The 17,801-nt window shown below is 37.6% G+C and carries 15 protein-coding genes and 1 riboswitch; of the genes, 7 read left to right on the plus strand and 8 right to left on the minus strand.

From position 1 onward, the window contains the following. Positions 1-415 precede the first annotated feature (415 nt). Both DN394_RS08105 and DN394_RS08110 read left to right on the plus strand, forming a co-directional pair. A complete protein-coding gene (locus DN394_RS08105; protein ID WP_000435500.1) occupies positions 416-781 on the plus strand; it encodes a YkvA family protein in 366 nt (121 codons plus the stop codon). A gap of 50 nt (positions 782-831) precedes the next feature. Further along, positions 832-1,323, plus strand: a complete 492-nt coding sequence (locus tag DN394_RS08110) for a metal-binding protein (RefSeq protein WP_001139087.1) — start codon at positions 832-834, stop codon at positions 1,321-1,323. 119 nt (positions 1,324-1,442) lie between these two features. Here DN394_RS08110 and DN394_RS08115 read toward each other — a convergent pair whose 3' ends face one another. Next, on the minus strand, positions 1,443-1,760 hold the full coding sequence (locus DN394_RS08115) for a magnetosome magnetite crystal formation protein family (RefSeq protein ID WP_149293721.1): 318 nt from the start codon (positions 1,758-1,760) through the stop codon (positions 1,443-1,445). Positions 1,761-2,045: 285 nt separating this feature from the next. Here DN394_RS08115 and lldP point away from each other — a divergent pair, with 285 nt between their 5' ends. Both lldP and thiC read left to right on the plus strand, forming a co-directional pair. Beyond that, on the plus strand, positions 2,046-3,701 hold the full coding sequence (gene lldP / locus DN394_RS08120; protein ID WP_098109911.1) for an L-lactate permease: 1,656 nt from the start codon (positions 2,046-2,048) through the stop codon (positions 3,699-3,701). 71 nt (positions 3,702-3,772) lie between these two features. Beyond that, a riboswitch (TPP riboswitch) is annotated at positions 3,773-3,888 on the plus strand. Between the two features lie 112 nt (positions 3,889-4,000). After that, on the plus strand, positions 4,001-5,761 hold the full coding sequence (gene thiC, locus DN394_RS08125) for a phosphomethylpyrimidine synthase ThiC (protein WP_046955552.1): 1,761 nt from the start codon (positions 4,001-4,003) through the stop codon (positions 5,759-5,761). Positions 5,762-5,862: 101 nt separating this feature from the next. Here the strand turns inward: thiC and DN394_RS08130 are convergent, their stop codons facing one another. The 3 genes from DN394_RS08130 to cydA form a co-directional block, all read right to left on the minus strand. Further along, positions 5,863-7,221, minus strand: a complete 1,359-nt coding sequence (locus tag DN394_RS08130) for an arsenic transporter (protein WP_149293722.1) — start codon at positions 7,219-7,221, stop codon at positions 5,863-5,865. A gap of 393 nt (positions 7,222-7,614) precedes the next feature. Next, the gene (locus tag DN394_RS08135) at positions 7,615-8,640 is read right to left on the minus strand and encodes a cytochrome d ubiquinol oxidase subunit II (RefSeq protein ID WP_046955553.1); all 1,026 of its coding nucleotides are present in this window, start codon (positions 8,638-8,640) and stop codon (positions 7,615-7,617) included. Beyond that, entirely contained in the window at positions 8,633-9,988 is a 1,356-nt protein-coding gene (cydA, locus tag DN394_RS08140; RefSeq protein ID WP_000381970.1) for a cytochrome ubiquinol oxidase subunit I, read from the minus strand. Before cydA ends, DN394_RS08135 begins: the two co-directional genes overlap by 8 nt. Before the next feature lie 254 nt (positions 9,989-10,242). Here cydA and DN394_RS28905 point away from each other — a divergent pair, with 254 nt between their 5' ends. Both DN394_RS28905 and DN394_RS08145 read left to right on the plus strand, forming a co-directional pair. Continuing rightward, the gene (locus DN394_RS28905; protein ID WP_000283173.1) at positions 10,243-10,392 is read left to right on the plus strand and encodes a hypothetical protein; all 150 of its coding nucleotides are present in this window, start codon (positions 10,243-10,245) and stop codon (positions 10,390-10,392) included. Between the two features lie 91 nt (positions 10,393-10,483). Next, positions 10,484-11,569, plus strand: a complete 1,086-nt coding sequence (locus DN394_RS08145) for a transcriptional regulator (RefSeq protein WP_149293723.1) — start codon at positions 10,484-10,486, stop codon at positions 11,567-11,569. A gap of 55 nt (positions 11,570-11,624) precedes the next feature. Here DN394_RS08145 and DN394_RS08150 read toward each other — a convergent pair whose 3' ends face one another. Then, positions 11,625-12,509, minus strand: coding sequence for a LysR family transcriptional regulator (locus tag DN394_RS08150; RefSeq protein ID WP_149293724.1), 885 nt, complete (start codon positions 12,507-12,509; stop codon positions 11,625-11,627). A gap of 134 nt (positions 12,510-12,643) precedes the next feature. Here DN394_RS08150 and DN394_RS08155 point away from each other — a divergent pair, with 134 nt between their 5' ends. After that, positions 12,644-14,644 carry a YhgE/Pip domain-containing protein gene (locus tag DN394_RS08155; protein WP_098704957.1) on the plus strand — a complete coding sequence of 667 codons (2,001 nt, stop codon included), beginning with the start codon at positions 12,644-12,646 and terminating at the stop codon, positions 14,642-14,644. Between the two features lie 40 nt (positions 14,645-14,684). On the opposite strand, the gene DN394_RS08160 is transcribed toward DN394_RS08155, so the two are convergent. The 3 genes from DN394_RS08160 to DN394_RS08170 form a co-directional block, all read right to left on the minus strand. Continuing rightward, positions 14,685-15,065: a VOC family protein gene (locus DN394_RS08160; protein ID WP_046960095.1), complete on the minus strand. Its 381-nt coding sequence runs from the start codon at positions 15,063-15,065 to the stop codon at positions 14,685-14,687. 42 nt (positions 15,066-15,107) lie between these two features. Further along, positions 15,108-16,265 (minus strand): acyltransferase, encoded by a 1,158-nt coding sequence (locus DN394_RS08165; RefSeq protein ID WP_149293725.1) that lies wholly within the window; start codon positions 16,263-16,265, stop codon positions 15,108-15,110. A gap of 266 nt (positions 16,266-16,531) precedes the next feature. Beyond that, positions 16,532-17,749 carry a dicarboxylate/amino acid:cation symporter gene (locus DN394_RS08170; RefSeq protein WP_097915575.1) on the minus strand — a complete coding sequence of 406 codons (1,218 nt, stop codon included), beginning with the start codon at positions 17,747-17,749 and terminating at the stop codon, positions 16,532-16,534. Positions 17,750-17,801: the final 52 nt, after the last annotated feature.

The raw sequence follows: 17,801 nt of genomic DNA on the forward strand, positions 1-17,801 counted from the left end.
CCCTTTTGGTTTCTTGTGCTGCTCATAAGCATAACGTCATTTCTGTATTATACAACAAAATTCATTTCTGAGAAACACTATAACATTTTACATTTTTTGTATAAGATTTGTCACTACCAGAGAAAACTTTAACATTCGTTTATATGTCCGTCAACTAGAAAATATAACAAAGGTAGAGCAGAATGTTAAGTGAAAGTGAAAATTTTCTTGTTGAGAAATAAGAAATGACAATGGGTGAGTGGTTATCTAGAAACCTATTATATGAAGGGAAGTATGTAAAAATTAACGAACACTTGTTCTTTTTTCGTTTGTTTGTTACAATGAAAGTTCATTGATAGATTATGTGTAATTTTGATGAACTTTTACTGATAACATATTGTAGCTTATTTTTTTAAAAAAATAGGGAGGCTTTTACATGGAACAAAAATTTTCAGTTGAAGCGTTTTGGAAGAAAGCAAAACATGTTGCAAAGCAAGCGGGACAGTCGGTCATTTATGCAAGTTTATTATTGTTTTATGTTTTGCAAAGACCTGATGTTCCAAAGCGAGTGAAAATTATTGTGATTGGAGCACTTGCTTATTTTATTGCACCAATTGATGCCATCCCAGATTTCATTGCTGGAGTTGGTTATACAGATGATTTAGGGGCGTTAATGGCTGCTCTATTACAAGCGTCGTTATACGTCAATGAAGAGGTGAAAGATAAGGCACGAGTGAAGTTGGCAGAATGGTTTGGTTCGGATATAGACACATCCTTTATCGATCAGAAATTAGATCAATAGGTGAGAACTGTCATATGGTGACAGGGCGAACGTAAGCGAGGAAGTGCATTATGCCATCAGGAAGAACGCATACGAAAATAAACTTAATATCCCTTCCGGTTGTTTTGTTTATGCTCTTTTCGTATGGATTAACAAACTTGGATTTTTTATTAACTTTTGCAATTGGCTTTTTAGTAGGTACTTCATTTTTAACGCCGGATTTAGATACATATAGTAATGCGTATAATAAATGGGGGTTCCTACGTATATTTTGGTATCCGTATAAGAAGGTCATGCCGCATCGATCCTTCTTTACACATACAATTATACTTGGTGATGTGATTCGTATTGCATACATGTTAATTGTGTTTTCTCCGTTTTTATTCCTATTAAATGTAATCGCGCTTGATGGGAATTTAATAGAAATTGCGAAGGAACATGAGGTTGAAATTGTAACGTTCATAATGGGAATTGTTGTGGCAAGTACGCTTCACATTATAGCGGATAAAGTGAATACGCGCCGCAAAAAAATGATGAGAAAAAAGAAGAAACGCAGAAGATAAAAAAACCGTCCCAAAAGGTATTTTGGGACGGTTTTTTTCTTATTAAAAGATTTGTCGTATCGCCGATAAAACTTCATTTATTATGATCCGTACTGTTTTAATCAAACGTTTGTTTAAACTTAAGCTTTCAGCACTTTAATACCTTTTACGATGTTCCAAATGAAGTAGTATAAGCTAATAATACCGCAAATACATAAGACAATCATTGTTCCAATGCCAAGTGTTACGTCTGGTTGATTCGATCCGACACCCATAATTCCTAGAATAATAAATCCAATAAATGACGCGATGGTTGGAATGATGTGTGTCCATAGAGCGCGTTTTGCGTGCGGTTTCGTTTCAGAATCGCCCACAATCCACACAATGATAGGGAATAAGATAGGGGCAAATAATACACTAAAGTATGATAAAGCTGCTAATATTTTGTTTCCATTCATATATATCACCTCATAAATAATATCCGTTGTTATACCTTTATTATGCAGGAAATGTAGCGAGCTTCCTATCGATGAACATTACAAGAACGTGACGTTTTTGTAAGATTTCCATGATAAATAATAAAATTTTCAAAAAAATCTTTTTTAATGGAAATTGTTGTGATAAAATTAATGAAAACGTTTTCTTTGACGTTTTTTTATTTTTAGACTTAAAGGTATGATGACCTGATAGTCTATTGATGAGGTTATTTTATTTAAAAGGGGATTCTTTAGGGGGAGAGAACAATGAACACATGGACACAAGTTTATGATCCGTTCGGAAACATTTGGATTTCGGCAGCGGTCGCACTTATTCCGATTATCTTTTTTTTCTTAGCTTTAGCAGTTTTCCGCATGAAGGGGTATGTGGCAGGATTACTTACAGTTGTACTTACAATTTTAGTTGCGTTATTCGCTTATAAGATGCCGTTCACGATGGCGATGGCAGCGACGGGATATGGTTTCTTATACGGACTATGGCCAATTGCTTGGATTATCATTATGTCGGTATTTTTATATAAAATATCTGTGAAAACAGGTCAATTCGATGTGATTCGTGCATCTGTATTATCCATTACGAATGACCATCGTTTACTCGTTATTTTAATCGGTTTTTCATTTGGAGCATTTTTGGAAGGGGCAGCAGGATTTGGTGCACCAGTAGCAATTACGGCCGCGCTTCTTGCAGGTCTTGGGTTAAATCCTTTATATGCAGCGGGTCTTTGTTTAATCGCAAATACGGCACCAGTAGCGTTCGGAGCGATGGGAATTCCGATTACAGTTGCTGGACAAGTAACAGGTATTGATCCGCATAAAATTGGACAAATGGCAGGACATCAATTACCGTTCTTATCATTATTTGTTCCGTTCTTTATCGTATTTTTAATGGATGGATTTAAAGGAGTAAGACAAACATGGCCTGCTCTATTTGTAGCAGGTAGCTCATTTGCAATTACGCAGTTCATTACAGCGACGTTCTTAGGACCAGAACTTCCGGATATTACGTCAGCACTTGTAAGTTTAGTGAGTTTATCGCTATTCTTAAAAGTTTGGCAGCCGAAAGAAATCTATCAGTCTAAAGAAGCAAATAGTGAAGTAGCAGCAACGGCGATATCTATGCCAAAACTAACGGTAGGAAAAGTAGTAAAAGCATGGTCTCCATTCATTATTTTAACTGTGATGGTAGTCATTTGGAGCCAAAGTTTCTTTAAAGCGTTATTTGCTCCAGGCGGTGCTTTGGAAAGCCTTGTGTTTAAGTTTGAAGTTCCAGGCTTACACAATTTAGTAATGAAAGCAGAGCCAATTGTAAATAAACCGACGCCTTATGAAGCAATCTTGAAATTAGATATTTTATCAGCGACGGGAACAGCAATTTTAATTGCTTGTATCATTTCTATCTTTATTTTGAAAATGAGTGCAAAAGATGCAGTAGTAACATTTAAAGAAACGTTAAATGAGCTTAAGATGCCAATTCTATCTATCGGATTCGTATTAGGATTCGCGTTTATCGCAAACTATTCTGGTCTATCTTCTACATTAGCATTAGCACTTGCAGGAACTGGCGGACTATTCCCGTTCTTCTCACCATTCCTAGGCTGGATCGGTGTATTTTTAACAGGATCCGATACGTCAGCGAATGCACTGTTCTCGAATTTACAAGCGATTACAGCGCAGCAAGTCGGTGTATCTGAAGTACTTCTCGTTGCAGCAAATACAACGGGTGGTGTAACAGGTAAAATGATTTCTCCGCAATCGATTGCAATTGCTTGTGCGGCAGTCGGACTTGCTGGAAAAGAATCAGATTTATTCCGCTTTACAGTGAAGCATAGTTTATTCTTCGTAATTATTGTTGGTATTATGACGTATGTACAGGCATATTATTTAACGTGGATGATTCCATAAACAACAAAAGAAATAAACTTTGCATTTTTCAGATTATCGTGTATGATGGGAAAGTATTGAAAATTAAATCAGTGATAAACTAGGGGTGCCTAACGTATGCGTAGGCTGAGAGAGAAGCGTGTGAACTTCTTAACCCTTTGGACCTGATCTGGCTCGTACCAGCGTAGGGAAGTTAACGGCTTTACATAATGATGTCTTTATGAGCCAGGTCCTTATTTTTTTATGGACCTGGCTCTTTTTATTTTGGCATACGCTGGCCATATCTTGTCCTTGTCACGTACAGGGGGGCAACAAAGGTTATGAAACAGTCTGTTTCAGCTGAGCAAATTGAATTGAAATCGAGTTTACCAGGAAGTAAGAAAGTGTATGTGGATGGACCACGCGCGGGTATGAAAGTGCCGATGCGTGAGATTGAACAAAGCGAAACGAACGGTATTCCGAATCCGCCAATTCGTGTATATGATACGAGCGGTCCTTATACAGATCCTGCGTATAAAGTGGAACTGGAAAAGGGATTGCAGGCGCCGCGCCACTCTTGGATCCTGGAGCGCGGAGATGTAGAAGCATACGAAGGGCGCGAAGTAAAACCAGAGGATGACGGTGTGAAAGTGGCTTTGAAACATACGCCTGTTTTCCCGCAAATGGATCGTCAGCCGCTTAGAGCAAAGCAAGGGGCAAACGTTACGCAAATGCATTATGCGCGTAATGGCATCATTACGTCTGAGATGGAATATGTTGCGATTCGTGAAGGAGTAGAGCCTGAGTTTGTTCGTAAGGAAATCGCGGAAGGTCGTGCCATTTTACCAGCGAATATTAACCATCCGGAAGCAGAACCGATGATTATCGGCCGTAACTTTCACGTGAAGGTCAATGCAAATATCGGAAACTCTGCTGTATCTTCTTCAATTGCAGAAGAAGTAGAGAAGATGACGTGGGCAACGCGTTGGGGTGCGGATACGATTATGGATTTATCTACAGGTAAAAATATTCATACGACGCGTGAGTGGATTATTCGTAACGCGCCTGTACCAGTTGGGACTGTACCGATTTATCAAGCGCTGGAAAAAGTAAACGGAATTGCAGAAGATTTAACGTGGGAAGTGTATCGTGATACGTTAATTGAGCAAGCTGAGCAAGGTGTTGATTACTTTACGATTCACGCGGGCGTATTACTTCGTTACATTCCGATTACTGCAAAGCGTACGACAGGTATCGTTTCGCGTGGTGGTTCAATTATGGCACAGTGGTGTTTATTCCATCATAAAGAAAACTTCTTATACACTCATTTTGAAGAGATATGTGAAATTATGAAGCAGTATGATGTTTCGTTCTCTCTTGGAGATGGATTACGTCCAGGTTCGATTGCAGATGCAAATGACGAAGCACAGTTTTCTGAGCTTGAAACACTTGGTGAATTAACGAAGATTGCTTGGAAACATGATGTGCAAGTGATGATTGAAGGACCTGGGCATGTACCGATGCATTTAATTAAAGAGAATATGGAGAAAGAGCTTGATATTTGTCAGGGCGCGCCGTTCTATACACTTGGGCCGTTAACAACAGATATTGCACCAGGTTATGACCATATTACATCGGCAATTGGAGCGGCGATGATTGGCTGGTTTGGCACGGCGATGCTTTGTTATGTAACACCGAAAGAACATTTAGGTTTACCGAATAAAGATGATGTTCGCACGGGGGTTATTACGTACAAAATTGCTGCACATGCAGCTGATCTTGCGAAAGGGCACAAAACGGCTCATCAGCGTGATGATGCACTTTCAAAAGCTCGCTTTGAATTCCGTTGGCGCGATCAATTTAATTTATCTTTAGACCCTGAACGTGCGATGGAATATCACGATGAAACACTGCCAGCAGAAGGCGCGAAAACGGCTCATTTCTGTTCAATGTGTGGACCGAAGTTTTGTAGTATGAGAATTTCACATGATATTCGTGAATATGCGAAAGACAATGATTTAGAAACGACAGAAGCAATTGAAAAAGGGATGAAAGAGAAAGCGAAAGAATTTAAAGACACTGGTAGTCATTTATACCAATAATACGTTACACCTCTTTACTTGATTGATCACACTGTAGTACCTAACTTAAATATAGAAGAAGCCCCCTTTGCTAAGACGGTAGCAAAGGGGGCTTCTATTTTCTATAAGGCGAAGAATAATTGTACCCAGTAGTATAAGAGGAATAATGTGACGGCTGTTGTGAGTGGGATTACGATGAGAGATACGCTTAAATAATCTTTCCATTTCACTTTAATTTTGTTTTGTCTTAGGATATACATCCAAATGAGGGAAGCTAGCGTACCGATTGGTAATAATAGTGAACCGATGTCACTACCAATGATATTTGCGAGATAGATAGTTTTTAATGTGACTGGATCTAGGCCCATTTCTGTTAACGTAATGGTACCAATCATAAGTGCAGGGTGATTATTAAAGACGTTAGAGAGGATAGATACAAGTCCGCCCATTGCAAAGCTAGCATAGAGTAGATGCTGACTTACAACTGGTTCGAGCCAACTTACAAGCGCCGCTGTTAACCCTGCATTGTGAAGCCCGTAAATAATTACATACATAGAGAATGCGAAAATTAAAATGTGCCACGGTGTCTTTTTCAAAATATCGACTGGGTTTGTTCGTAAGTAGTACCATCTCCAGATGAGAAGAACGAGTGAACCGAGTACAGCAACAATTTCGATTGGAATCGATAAGAAGGATGCAACGAATAGAAGACAGCGCATAAGAAAGACGAAACCTAATACTTTTAACATGAATTTTGTACGTTTTTGTTTCGTATTAACAGATTTTGTTCCTTTAAGTGGATGGAAGTTTTTTGTGAAGAAAATCTCTTCAATGTCATAAGAAGAAACAGGTAATTTTTTCGGAAGCTTTTTCTTTAACACTGTATACATGAGCCATGACATAAATAATAAACCTAGTGTTGCAGGTACAAACATCATAGCAGTATGCATGTAAAGAGTCATATTCACGATATTTAATGCGATTAAGTTTACGATATTACTTACACCAATTGGTGCACTAGATGCAGTAGCGATTAAAGCACCACTTAATAAATAAGGAATTTGTTGATGTGGTTTTAATTGAAGGTTTTTTAGAAGTAGAATTAAAATTGGAGTTGTAATTAAAATACTACCGTCGTTATTAAATAAAAGAGTCATAAGAAAACATAATAATTGGATATACCAGTATAGACGGTGACCAGAGCCTTTTGCTAAATTTGCAAGTTTCGCTGCGGACCAGTGGAAGAAGCCGAAGCTTTCTAATATAACCGCCATAACGATGGTCGCTAATATTGTTATAGAGGCACCGCCAATTTTACTAATAATATCTATGACGTCTGGTCTTGATACAAGTCCAGTAATCAGGATAATGCCAGCGCCAATTGCTGCCGGCCAAGCCTCATTTAAGCCACGGGGTCGCCAAAAGATAACAATCATCGTTAAGAAGAATACAATAATAGTAATCCATATTTCAATGCTCATATTTTACCTACCTTTCTACTTTTCCTTAAACCAATGTAGCTTGTCTCAAGGTCTGTATTGGTAGTATATTCAGCAAAAAATAAGAAGAACTAGGCATATAATGGAATGAAGTGAATATGTGTTTTTCAAGCGAAAGGACAAGTGTCACGAATAGTGAAATAACTATTAAGAGAGGAGTCTATAAATTAGAGTGGCAGCAAAATAGTAAATGAAATTTATATGGGCGATTATGGAGATATATCGGCGCAACTTAAAATATATCAGCCATTATGGAAATATATCAGCGCAACTCAAAATATATTAGCGATTTTTAAAATATATCGACTTATCGACAAAACATGACAAAAGGAGTCTGTTCCAAAATGCCTTTTGGAACAGACTCCCCCGAATATATTATTTTTCCTTCAAAAAAGTTCGATCCTTCAAGAATAAATTCCAGAAGAAAATAAATCCTGGTAGTAAAATTGCGATTCCAATTGCGTATAGGATAAGCAATGCATAGAATGTTTCTGTCGTTGTAAAACTTGTAAATACAGTTACATCAGGATAAATAATATAAGGTAAATGCGCGACACCGTAAGCGTAACTTGCAAATGCATATTGAGCGATGACTGCTAAAACGGCAATGCGAGGGTATCCTAGTGTGCCATACTTCTTGTTTGTCCACCAAAGAGAAGAGTATCCGATAACGAATAAAACGATAGAAACTGTAAACCATGGGAATTGCTTTATTAGTCCTTGCATAAGCCAGTGTGTTTCCGGATCCATTACAACGAGGGCGATAATCGCCGTAACGAGTGTTGCAGGACCGAGGATGATGGCGTTTCTTCTATAAATTCTATACGAATCTTCTGAACCTTGCTCTCTCGCAAAATCAGCAAGAAAGAGAGAGGAGAGAAATAATTCCGAAGTTAGCCCAAAGAGCATATAGCAGTAGATAACGGGGCTAGAAAGAAGTTTTCCATACAGGAGTACTTCTTTTCCTTCAGAGATTGTAATATAAGCCCCCTCTGTAACGGGTAAAACGGTAATTAATAAGGCTGGAATTAAGAGCCCAGTAATACCTGAAATCACCCGAAGGAGGAATTGATACTTTGGCAGAGAGTAAGCAAATACCATGAATGTACTGCGAATTGCAATGAGTATTAAAATTAACATAACTGGCACGAACATCACTGTCGCAAGGGTGAAAGCAGCTTTCGGAAAGAAACCGAGAAAAGCGACAACGACAAAAACGAGAAATGTATTTGTTACTTCCCAAGTTGGTGATAAGTATCGATTGGCAAGTTTGGCAGCGAGCGTTGGATGTTTTGCGTATACCATGCCCCAAAAACCTGCTCCAAAATCGATGGACCCTAATATACTGTATACGAAAATAAGAGCCCATAAGATGATGATTGCAATACTTTCCTCATGCACGAGAATCGCCTCCTTCGTGATGTAAATCATTTGTAAGCGGATGTTTCTTAAAGAATGTCCGTAGTACAAAAACTGTTAAAATGCCGAGTCCAATATATAAAATGATGAATAGAATAAATAAAGGACCGACAAAATCAGCGCGTGTAGAAGCGTCGACTGTCCGTTGCATACCATAAATGGTCCACGGTTGACGACCACTACAGCTGAAAATCCACCCGAATTCAATACCGAGCATCATAATTGGTCCACATGCTGCAGCTCCCCAAAGAAGCCACTTCGGTAATTCTGCACCTTTTTTTCGGTAAACAAAGTACCAATATAAGAGGGCGATTGCTGCAACTGCAAAAGTAAAGGCAGCGGTGCCGACCATTAAGTTGAATAGTGTATGTGTGTAAAATGGTGGCCATGTTTCTTGTGGAAATTCCTTTAGTCCTTTTACGACGGTGCTAGGGTCGAGTCCCACTAGTAGGCTAAGCATGTTCGGAATTTCTAGTGCATAGTTTAGTTCAAGTGTGTTAGGGTCTACAACTCCGCCAATTGATAACGGTGCATGTGATGTCGTTTCAAATAAAGCTTCAGCAGATGCAAGCTTTTCAGGAGAATGCTTATGTAAGGCAATCGCCGATTCGTGTCCCGAAAGCCACATCGTAGCACCTGTAATAAATGTCACGACGAGTCCTAACAGTAGTCCCTTTTTATGATAAGCAATTTCACGTTTACTTAAGTTCTTCTTTAATAATTTAAATCCAGCGATAGAGGCAATGACGGCAGCTCCAGTTGTATAGGCTGTAATCACAACGTGGAATGCGCTTGTACCAAAACTCGGATTAAAGAAAGCTTTCCATGGATCAACGTTAAAAACTGATCCATCTGGCCCCATTGAAAAGCCTGCGGGTGTATTCATCCATGTATTTGCTGATGTAATAAGCACGGCAGATGCCGTGGCACCAATCATGACGAAGAATAGCGAGATTAATCTCATGAATGGAGGTAGTTTGTCAGCTGCATATACATAAATAGACATGAACAACGCCTCTAAAAAGAAGGCGAAAATCTCAATTTGAAAGGGAACAGAAATAACCTGCCCAACAATTTTGGCAAAACCAGGCCAAAGAAGTGAGATTTGCACACCAACAATTGTTCCAGTTGGAATTGCTACACCGAGAAGGATGGCAAAAGCCTTCGTCCATCTTTTCGCCATAATGGCGTAATCGGAATCTTTCTTCCAGTGATAGAGTATTTCACTTATAAAAATCATTAATGAAAGTCCGACACCAAGTGTTGCAAAGATAATGTGAAATGCTAATGAAGAACCAAAAAATGCTCTTGCTAATGTTACCGTATCCATATGTAAACTCCTCTTCTTTTTGCCATTATTTTCTGATTGAATTGGAAGATTTATTCAGAAAAACTACCAAAAATATATATGTATTTAAAAAGTGGATATGGTAATATGATGTTTGAATATTCTAAATAGAAAGAAGTTAATGTTTAATAATATTTTGTTTGTTTTTTAGTAAGGAATATTTTATAATCTTTTATGCGAACATAAGTTCTGTTTTTCGAGGTGAAGAAGTTTATGTGAAATGGAGAGGATGTTTTATGTATCCTGAAGTCATTAAAAAGATGGCATTTTCAAAAGAGCATAGAGATTTATTATTGAAGCTGTATAATAAAGAGATTACGCGTCGTGAATATGATCGACTTGTGGCATCGCTATATAGACCTTCTAAAGAGGCTTGTGAGGGATAGAGGCAAGGGAGACAATCTAATAGATTGTCTTTTTTAATTTTACGTATGTTCTGGTAAAATTAAGGCTAGCCTTATTAGGGAGGTGAAAAGATTGCGGAAACGTTTATATATAGGGATTGGAGTTATTCTCTTAATCGCTTTAGGTGGAATTGTATTTTGGTCAGCTTTGCAAGGAAACCGTACGGAACATTTTATTTTAAGACATATGGTGAATGAAAATGGGACGCTTGCTACATATCGTTTAGCAGATACAAAGGCAGGTACGGGTGAAGCGAAGGGCCGTGAAGCTTTATCAGAATCGGCAGGACTGTGGCTACAATATACATTGGATAAAGACGATCAAGCGTTATTCGATGAACAAGTTAAGGTTATTCAAAATAACTTTGTACATAAGGACCAAATTGTTTTATGGAAAATCTCTGAAAAGGGAGAAATGCAGTCAGCTACAAATGCACTTATAGATGATCTTCGTATTATAGAACAATTATATCGCGCTTATGAAATGTACAAGGAAGAGCGTTATAAAAACTTGGCAGATCAATTGAGTGACGCTGTAATTCGTTATAATAAGAAAGATAATTATTACGTTGATTATTATGATGCAGATGCAGGGAAACAAAATAATTTTGCAACAACATCATACTTAAATCCGCACGCATTCTCGTATATGAAAAAGTACGGGAAAGTTTCTGATCAGCAATATCAGGACGTGGTTCAATTTTTAGCGGATTACCCAAGGCATGGCTGGGCATTCCCGAAAGAGTATAAAGAAGATGGTACTTTTACGTACGATAAAGAAGTGAATCTTATTGACCAATCATACGTTGCATATCATCGTAGTTTAGGTGGTCTTTCATCAGATGCTTACATGGAATTTATAAAGAAAAAATTCCAGGAGGATGGAAAGCTATACGGTCGTTACAATTTAGAAACGGGAAAACAAACTGTGAATTATGAATCGCCAGCTGCATACGGACTAACGATCTTGTACGTACTACAAACAGGTGATACAAAGTTTGCAAAGGAATTATATGATCATATGGCCACATTCCGAAATGACAATATATTTAGTAGATATTACGGTGGATACGTAACAGGCGAAAATAATAATACGCACATTTTCGATAACGTATTGCCGCTTTTAGCGGAAATGGAATTGGAGAAGAGTAAGAAATAGAAGGTGCTATCCTCTGGAGGTGGCACCTTCTATTTTTTACTAAGTCGATATAATTTTACGTTCTAATATTGGAGAAGTAGTCAATTACGAATCTACGGAATTGCTGAGCGGTTTTTGATAAGTAGCGTTTCTTCGACCAACTTAAGCCGATGGTTCGCTCGCAATTTGGTTCAATAATACGTAACTTATTTAATGCTAAAGTAGAGTTTTTTAATAAAGTTAAACTTGGGACAAACGCGATGCCGAGACCTTGCTTAATAAGGTCGCTAATCACGGTTGGTTCATCTACTTCAAAAGCGATATGTGGAGTGAAGCCAGCTTCTTTACAAAATTTATCCGTTAAGTGCCGAAATCCGTAACCAGTGTTCATACTAATAAATGGTTCGTCTTTTACTTCATGCAGATGGATACTTTCGCGTTCTGATAAACGATGACCTGAAGGGACGACTAAGAAAATTTCTTCTGTAATAAGTGGTTCCCACATAATTTCCTCGCCTTCAATTGGCACAGAAGAAATGCAAAAGTCGATTTCTATATTATCTAGTTGTCGTTTCATAGAAGGAGTAGATGCGAGAAATTGCTGGAATCGAACGTTAGGATGTTCTAGTAAAAAAGAGCCGAGTAGTTCTGGTAATATTCTCGGGATAGAAACTGCCAGTGTAATAGAGCTTTGTTGTAATTCAGCTAAATCTTTAATTTCTCTTTCGCCTTCACTTAATTCATGAAAAATGCGCTCTACTCGTTTTAAAAACACTTTTCCAAAAGAGTTTAATGTAATCTGTCGACCTTGGCGATCAAATAAAGGGACGCCTAAGTCCTTTTCTAATCTAGCAATTGTTTTGCTGAGCGAAGGTTGTGCGATATGCAATTCTTCAGCGGCCTTTGTCATATGCTCTAATCGTGCGACTGTCTGAAAGTATTTTAGTTGAAGAAGTTCCATATTGACTCTCCTTTCTATAGACCAAAAGGAATGAATTGATAATTAAAGATGTATTATACAGTATGGAAAGTGACGTGTATAGTAAATCTGTTAAACCATTCGAAGGGTGTTAAATTAGAAGAGGAGTATGTTTCATGAAAGGAATTCAACTTATATTTAAAGATTGGAAAGCGATGTGGCACCATAAACATGGACGTATCGCTTTAATTTTTTTATTAATCGTTCCGTTAATTTATTCAGGATTCTTTTTAGCTGGATATTGGGATCCGTACGGACGATTAGATAAATTACCTGTTGCGGTTGTGAATCTAGATAAGGGTGCTGCGATGGATGAAAAAACAATTCATGCAGGAGACGATTTTGTTAAAAATTTAAAAGAGAATAAGGAACTGGCTTTTCATTTCGTATCAGAAAAAAATGCTGATGAAGGGCTAAAAGAAGATAAGTATTATATGGTCGTTACGATTCCAGAGAATTTCTCCCGAAAGGTAAGTACACTTATGGATGAGAAACCAGAGCCAGCGCAGCTTCAGTACAAAGTAAATCCGGGTAAAAACTTTGTAGCAGCTCAAATTGGAACGACGGCTGTGGAAAATATGAAAACAAAAATTTCAAATAGTATTACGAAATCTTATACAGAAGGTGTCTTTTCAAAGTTTCAAGATTTGGCACAAGGATTGAGTGATGCAAGTAATGGTGCTGAGAAGCTGCATGAAGGAACGACAGATGCAAAAAATGGGACGAATGAGCTTGCAGATGGTATTCATCGTTTAAGTGACGGGGCATCAAAAGTGAAAGAGGGAAGTGAAAAACTTGCTTCTAGCCAATCTGCCTTAAGTGGCGGTGCAAATGAGCTGAGTGAAGGGGCAACCTCACTTCATAGTGGTATGGAGTTATTAGCGCAAGGTGAAAAAACTTTACAATCAGGGGTTAGGGAATTAAGTGCTGGTACAAATGAATGGGTGAACGGAAGTGAGAAACTTGCTGAAGGGCAAGTGAAAGCGGACAATGCAGCAAATAGTGTAAAACAACAATTAGAAGAGTACGTGAAAAGTCATCCGGAAGTGCAGCAAGATCCTGCTTTTCAAAAGATCATTGCTACTTCTAACGGATTAGCTAAAGCAACAAACGCTTTAAATGGTGGCCAACAACAATTGACACAAGGTGCGAAGAAGCTTGCTGACGGTCAGAATAAGATTGAAGAAGGTATGAATACATTCGGAGTTAAGTTAAGCGAAGCTACTGCTGGAACGAAAAAGATAGCAGAGGGTGCTGCGAATGTAGCTGACGGATTTACGAAATGGGGAAATGGATTTACATCATTACAAGAAGGTGTAAATCACCTTGCGAGTGGCGGAACAGAGCTGAATCATGGTGCTGATAAGTTAACGAACGGACTTGTTAAACTTGACGATGGTGCGAAAGAACTTTCTACGAAATTGGGAGAGGGCGCAGAGAAGATAGCGGATGTTCGCAATGATGATGCACGTAATACGATGTTCTCAGAGCCAGTTCAGTTAGTGAAGTCAACAGTTTCGGACGTACCTAACTACGGTTCAGGTATTGCGCCATATTTCTTATCCCTTGCATTTTATGTTGGCGGAATTATGGCATCGAATATTTTACCTCTTGGCCGTAGACAAAATATGAAGGTAAGCGGAACAGTACATTTTATTAATAAACTAGGATTGGTATATTTAATTGGACTTATTCAAGCATTACTTGTGGATGTGGCTGTGCTAGGAGTTATGAAATTAGAAGTTGCAAGTGTGCCACTCTTTGTTTTATCAAGTATCGTTATTTCCTTTACGTTCATGACATTTATTCTTATGCTAGTAACGGTATTTGGTCTTGTTGGAAAGTTCTTAGCAGTAACGCTTCTCGTCCTGCAATTAGCGACGAGCGGGGGTACTTTCCCAGGAGAATTAAATATAGCTGTTCTTAGCAAAATTGGACAGTTTCTCCCAATGTCCCATTCTCTTAGAGGATTACAAGATGTTATCTCTTTAGGAGATTGGTCACAATTACAAATGCAAATTTTAATATTGTTATGCTATCTCGTTGTTGCTGGCGGAATTGCTTGGATCACGAGTCATATACAACATAGGGAAACGAATGCAGAACAAGTTTCTTAAAATGAAAGAAGCTATCCGTTTTTTTAGGATAGCTTCTTTTTTATTTACGCTCCATTACCGCAAAGTAATTGTTTTCATTATCAGCAAAGTTGAATGCTCTACCAGTAGGTAAATCTACAACTTGTCCAACTGTAACGTTTTTCTCAGAAAGATCTTTATACAGTTGATCTAAGTTATTAGAGAAGAACATAAGTGAAGGTGTATTTAAGTTTAATTCAGGTTGCATCTTCGCAATTAACGCTTTATCGTGAAGGACGATGCTTGTGCCTCCTTCTTTCGTTGGTGCAATTTCAATCCAGCGAAAGCCTTGTCCGTTATTTTCTTCCGCAATAATTTGGAATCCTACTGTCTCAGTCCAAAATTGTACTGCTTCATCTTGATTATTTACATATAACATAATTTGTCCAATTTGATTAATCATAGGTGTGTCCTACTTTCTTTTCTTGTATGGAATTCTATTATATCAAAGATATGGTTTGAATACCTTTTCGTGATTTTTCCGAAGTACAATGTTAGCCCATTTCACATTTTTCGTAGGAGAAGGTCCTGTAATCCATGTATGAAATGGTAGTGTACTGCAAATGACCATTGCTGAAATTGAGATTGTGGCCGTTATTGTAAATAATAATAGGCTATATAATATTGTGTTTTCTTGCAGTGTGAACAAAGAAAGGAATTTTGTACATAGTTGCAAGAAGAAAAAATGAGCTAAATAAGCACCATACGTGTAATTCCCGATAAATCGTAAAGCTTTATATAAGAAACCACGTCGCTGTACAATTGTAATAGACAGCACGTAAAGTATAATAATTTCGCATACGATATATAAAAACATAGACGGTTTTAAATAAGTCGAAACAGTTAAATGAATAGAGTTTGCTCCGTAAAAACTAAATAACTCATAATTGATGAATAAAAATAAGATGAAAAATAATATTGTGATAAGCGGGATATGTTTCATGACAAATGTACGCCATGTTTTTAGCGCTACAGCAGCGATTCCTCCCATGACGAAATAGAATGAGTAGAAGAAGAAGGAACGATCTGTATAATGTAAAATGGTTGAGCTAGTCAATTTCTCCCCATTAAAAATGTAGTGCGAAGAATACCACATTAATAGGAAATATAGACAAGCAAAGATGGTCATATATTTATATATGTCTTTTTTATTTTCTGTTCGTTTTTGAAACCAATAAAATAGTGTACATAGTAAAGGGAACAATAAGTGAATTTGGAACATCATAATTACGTACCAAAGATGGGGTGCGGCTGTTCCGAGTAATAAACTTTTGATTCCGCTTTGTAGTGTAATCATATCGTTTGTTGTTAATAAGTAAAGAATAGACCAGAAGAAATAAGGAATGAGTAAATGTGCGGCTTTTTCATAAATATATTCTTTGTATACTAATTGCTTTGTATAGTGACGAATTAAATGAAATCCAACGATAAATATGAATGCAGGTGCCGAAAATTTTGCAAGGTTGAATAGCATGCCCATAATGAGAGATTGCTCAAGTAAGACATTTCCTTGATTCATTGTATATAATAACGAACTTTGCAAAACGACAGCAAGGAATGCAATGCTTTGCAAAACTTTAAATTCTGGTGCGCTTTGTGTCATTATGTCCATCTCCTTTTCCATACATGATTATAGTACGGAGAATGGATAATGGATGTGGAATATTTGTGAAGATTTTAACAAATTTGTGGCGGGAGGAGATATCAACGATTTTTCGGATATATCTGTTATAACTTCAAATATATCAACGATTTTTCGGATATATCTATTATAACTTCAAATATATCAACGATTTTTTCAATATATCGACTTATCAACAAATAACGAAAAAAAGAGGATGCTCCAAACGAGCATCCTCTTTCTATTTATTAAGCAAATTTGTTTTTGATCCAGTTCTTACCTTCTACAAGGCGAGCTGTCATTACGGCACAAGCGTTATCTCCTGTTACGTTTAACACTGTTGCAGGAGGATCAATGATTGTACTAATGGCTGCGATAATTGGCAATGCTTCTGGCGGGAAGCCGTATAGAGAAACGATTAACATTTCACCAATCATACCACCACCTGGAATAGCGCCCATTACTGTTCCTACTAATAGAGAAACAACAAGTGCAATTGCTAATGTTTTCGGTCCTTCGAATTCCATGTTGAAAATACCGAATAAGAAAGCAATTTTTAATACGCCACCTAAAACAGATCCGTCTTTATGAAGTGTAGATCCAAGAAGGACAACTGTTTCACGAACGTCAGAAGAGATACCCATTTTCTTCGTTGCTTCCAAGTTCGCTGGAATACTAGCAGCACTACTACAAGTTGCTAGTGATGTAACTGTAGGAGATACCATGTTCTTCCAAAATATTTGTACACCTTGCTTGCGACCCGCAAGGTATGCATAGAACGTGAAGAATACAAAGAAGTAAATTAGAGACGCTGGATAGTATACCATTGCTGCTCGGAAGTAAGTTCCAAGAAGTTGTGGTCCGAATTCACCAACTAATGCCGCGAAGTAAGCAGCAAGTCCGATTGGAGCGTAGTACATAATGAAAGATACAACTTTCATTGAAATTTCTGCACCAGCTTGTAAGAATGTAGCGAATGGCTTTCCTTTTTCACCAACTGCTGAAGTTGCAACCCCCATTAAAATAGAGAAGAAAATAAGAGCTAACATATTTTCACGAGATAGTAACTTTGAGAAGTCAGATACTGTTATAATACCAACAATTTGATCAGCAACACTAACAGCTTTGTCAGCCTTGTCAGGTTGTGTTAGTTCTAATACAACACCTTGTGCTGGCGGGAATACTTTCACGACAATAATCATAAAAATAGCAGCTAAAATACTTGTAAATAAGAAAGTCCCAGCCATACTAGACATAATTTTACCGAAACGTTTTAATCCATCCATATTAGCAATAGATGATGCGATGCTAAAGAACACTAAAGGTACAACAATCGTAAACATTAAGTTTAAGAAAATGTCACCAAGCGGCTTTAAAGCAACTGCATCGGCACCCATGAAATAACCAATGAAACCACCAATTAGGATAGAAGATAATAAAATAAGTGGAAAGCGATATGCCTTCATAAATATATCCTCCTATCAATTAAAAAAATCATACTGAATTATTATAGCGAGT

The organism is Bacillus sp. BB081 (assembly GCF_008368895.1).
Taxonomy (GTDB): Bacteria; Bacillota; Bacilli; order Bacillales; family Bacillaceae_G; genus Bacillus_A; species Bacillus_A wiedmannii.

Excerpts from the sequence above, each read along its gene's own strand:
- DN394_RS08105 (WP_000435500.1), top strand. The coding sequence starts at position 416 with ATGGAACAAAAATTTTCAGTTGAAGCGTTTTGGAAGAAAGCAAAACAT.
- DN394_RS08110 (WP_001139087.1), top strand. The coding sequence starts at position 832 with ATGCCATCAGGAAGAACGCATACGAAAATAAACTTAATATCCCTTCCG.
- DN394_RS08115 (WP_149293721.1), bottom strand. The coding sequence starts at position 1,760 with ATGAATGGAAACAAAATATTAGCAGCTTTATCATACTTTAGTGTATTA.
- lldP (WP_098109911.1), top strand. The coding sequence starts at position 2,046 with ATGAACACATGGACACAAGTTTATGATCCGTTCGGAAACATTTGGATT.
- thiC (WP_046955552.1), top strand. The coding sequence starts at position 4,001 with ATGAAACAGTCTGTTTCAGCTGAGCAAATTGAATTGAAATCGAGTTTA.
- DN394_RS08130 (WP_149293722.1), bottom strand. The coding sequence starts at position 7,221 with ATGAGCATTGAAATATGGATTACTATTATTGTATTCTTCTTAACGATG.
- cydA (WP_000381970.1), bottom strand. The coding sequence starts at position 9,988 with ATGGATACGGTAACATTAGCAAGAGCATTTTTTGGTTCTTCATTAGCA.
- DN394_RS28905 (WP_000283173.1), top strand. The coding sequence starts at position 10,243 with ATGTATCCTGAAGTCATTAAAAAGATGGCATTTTCAAAAGAGCATAGA.
- DN394_RS08150 (WP_149293724.1), bottom strand. The coding sequence starts at position 12,509 with ATGGAACTTCTTCAACTAAAATACTTTCAGACAGTCGCACGATTAGAG.
- DN394_RS08155 (WP_098704957.1), top strand. The coding sequence starts at position 12,644 with ATGAAAGGAATTCAACTTATATTTAAAGATTGGAAAGCGATGTGGCAC.
- DN394_RS08160 (WP_046960095.1), bottom strand. The coding sequence starts at position 15,065 with ATGATTAATCAAATTGGACAAATTATGTTATATGTAAATAATCAAGAT.
- DN394_RS08165 (WP_149293725.1), bottom strand. The coding sequence starts at position 16,265 with ATGACACAAAGCGCACCAGAATTTAAAGTTTTGCAAAGCATTGCATTC.
- DN394_RS08170 (WP_097915575.1), bottom strand. The coding sequence starts at position 17,749 with ATGAAGGCATATCGCTTTCCACTTATTTTATTATCTTCTATCCTAATT.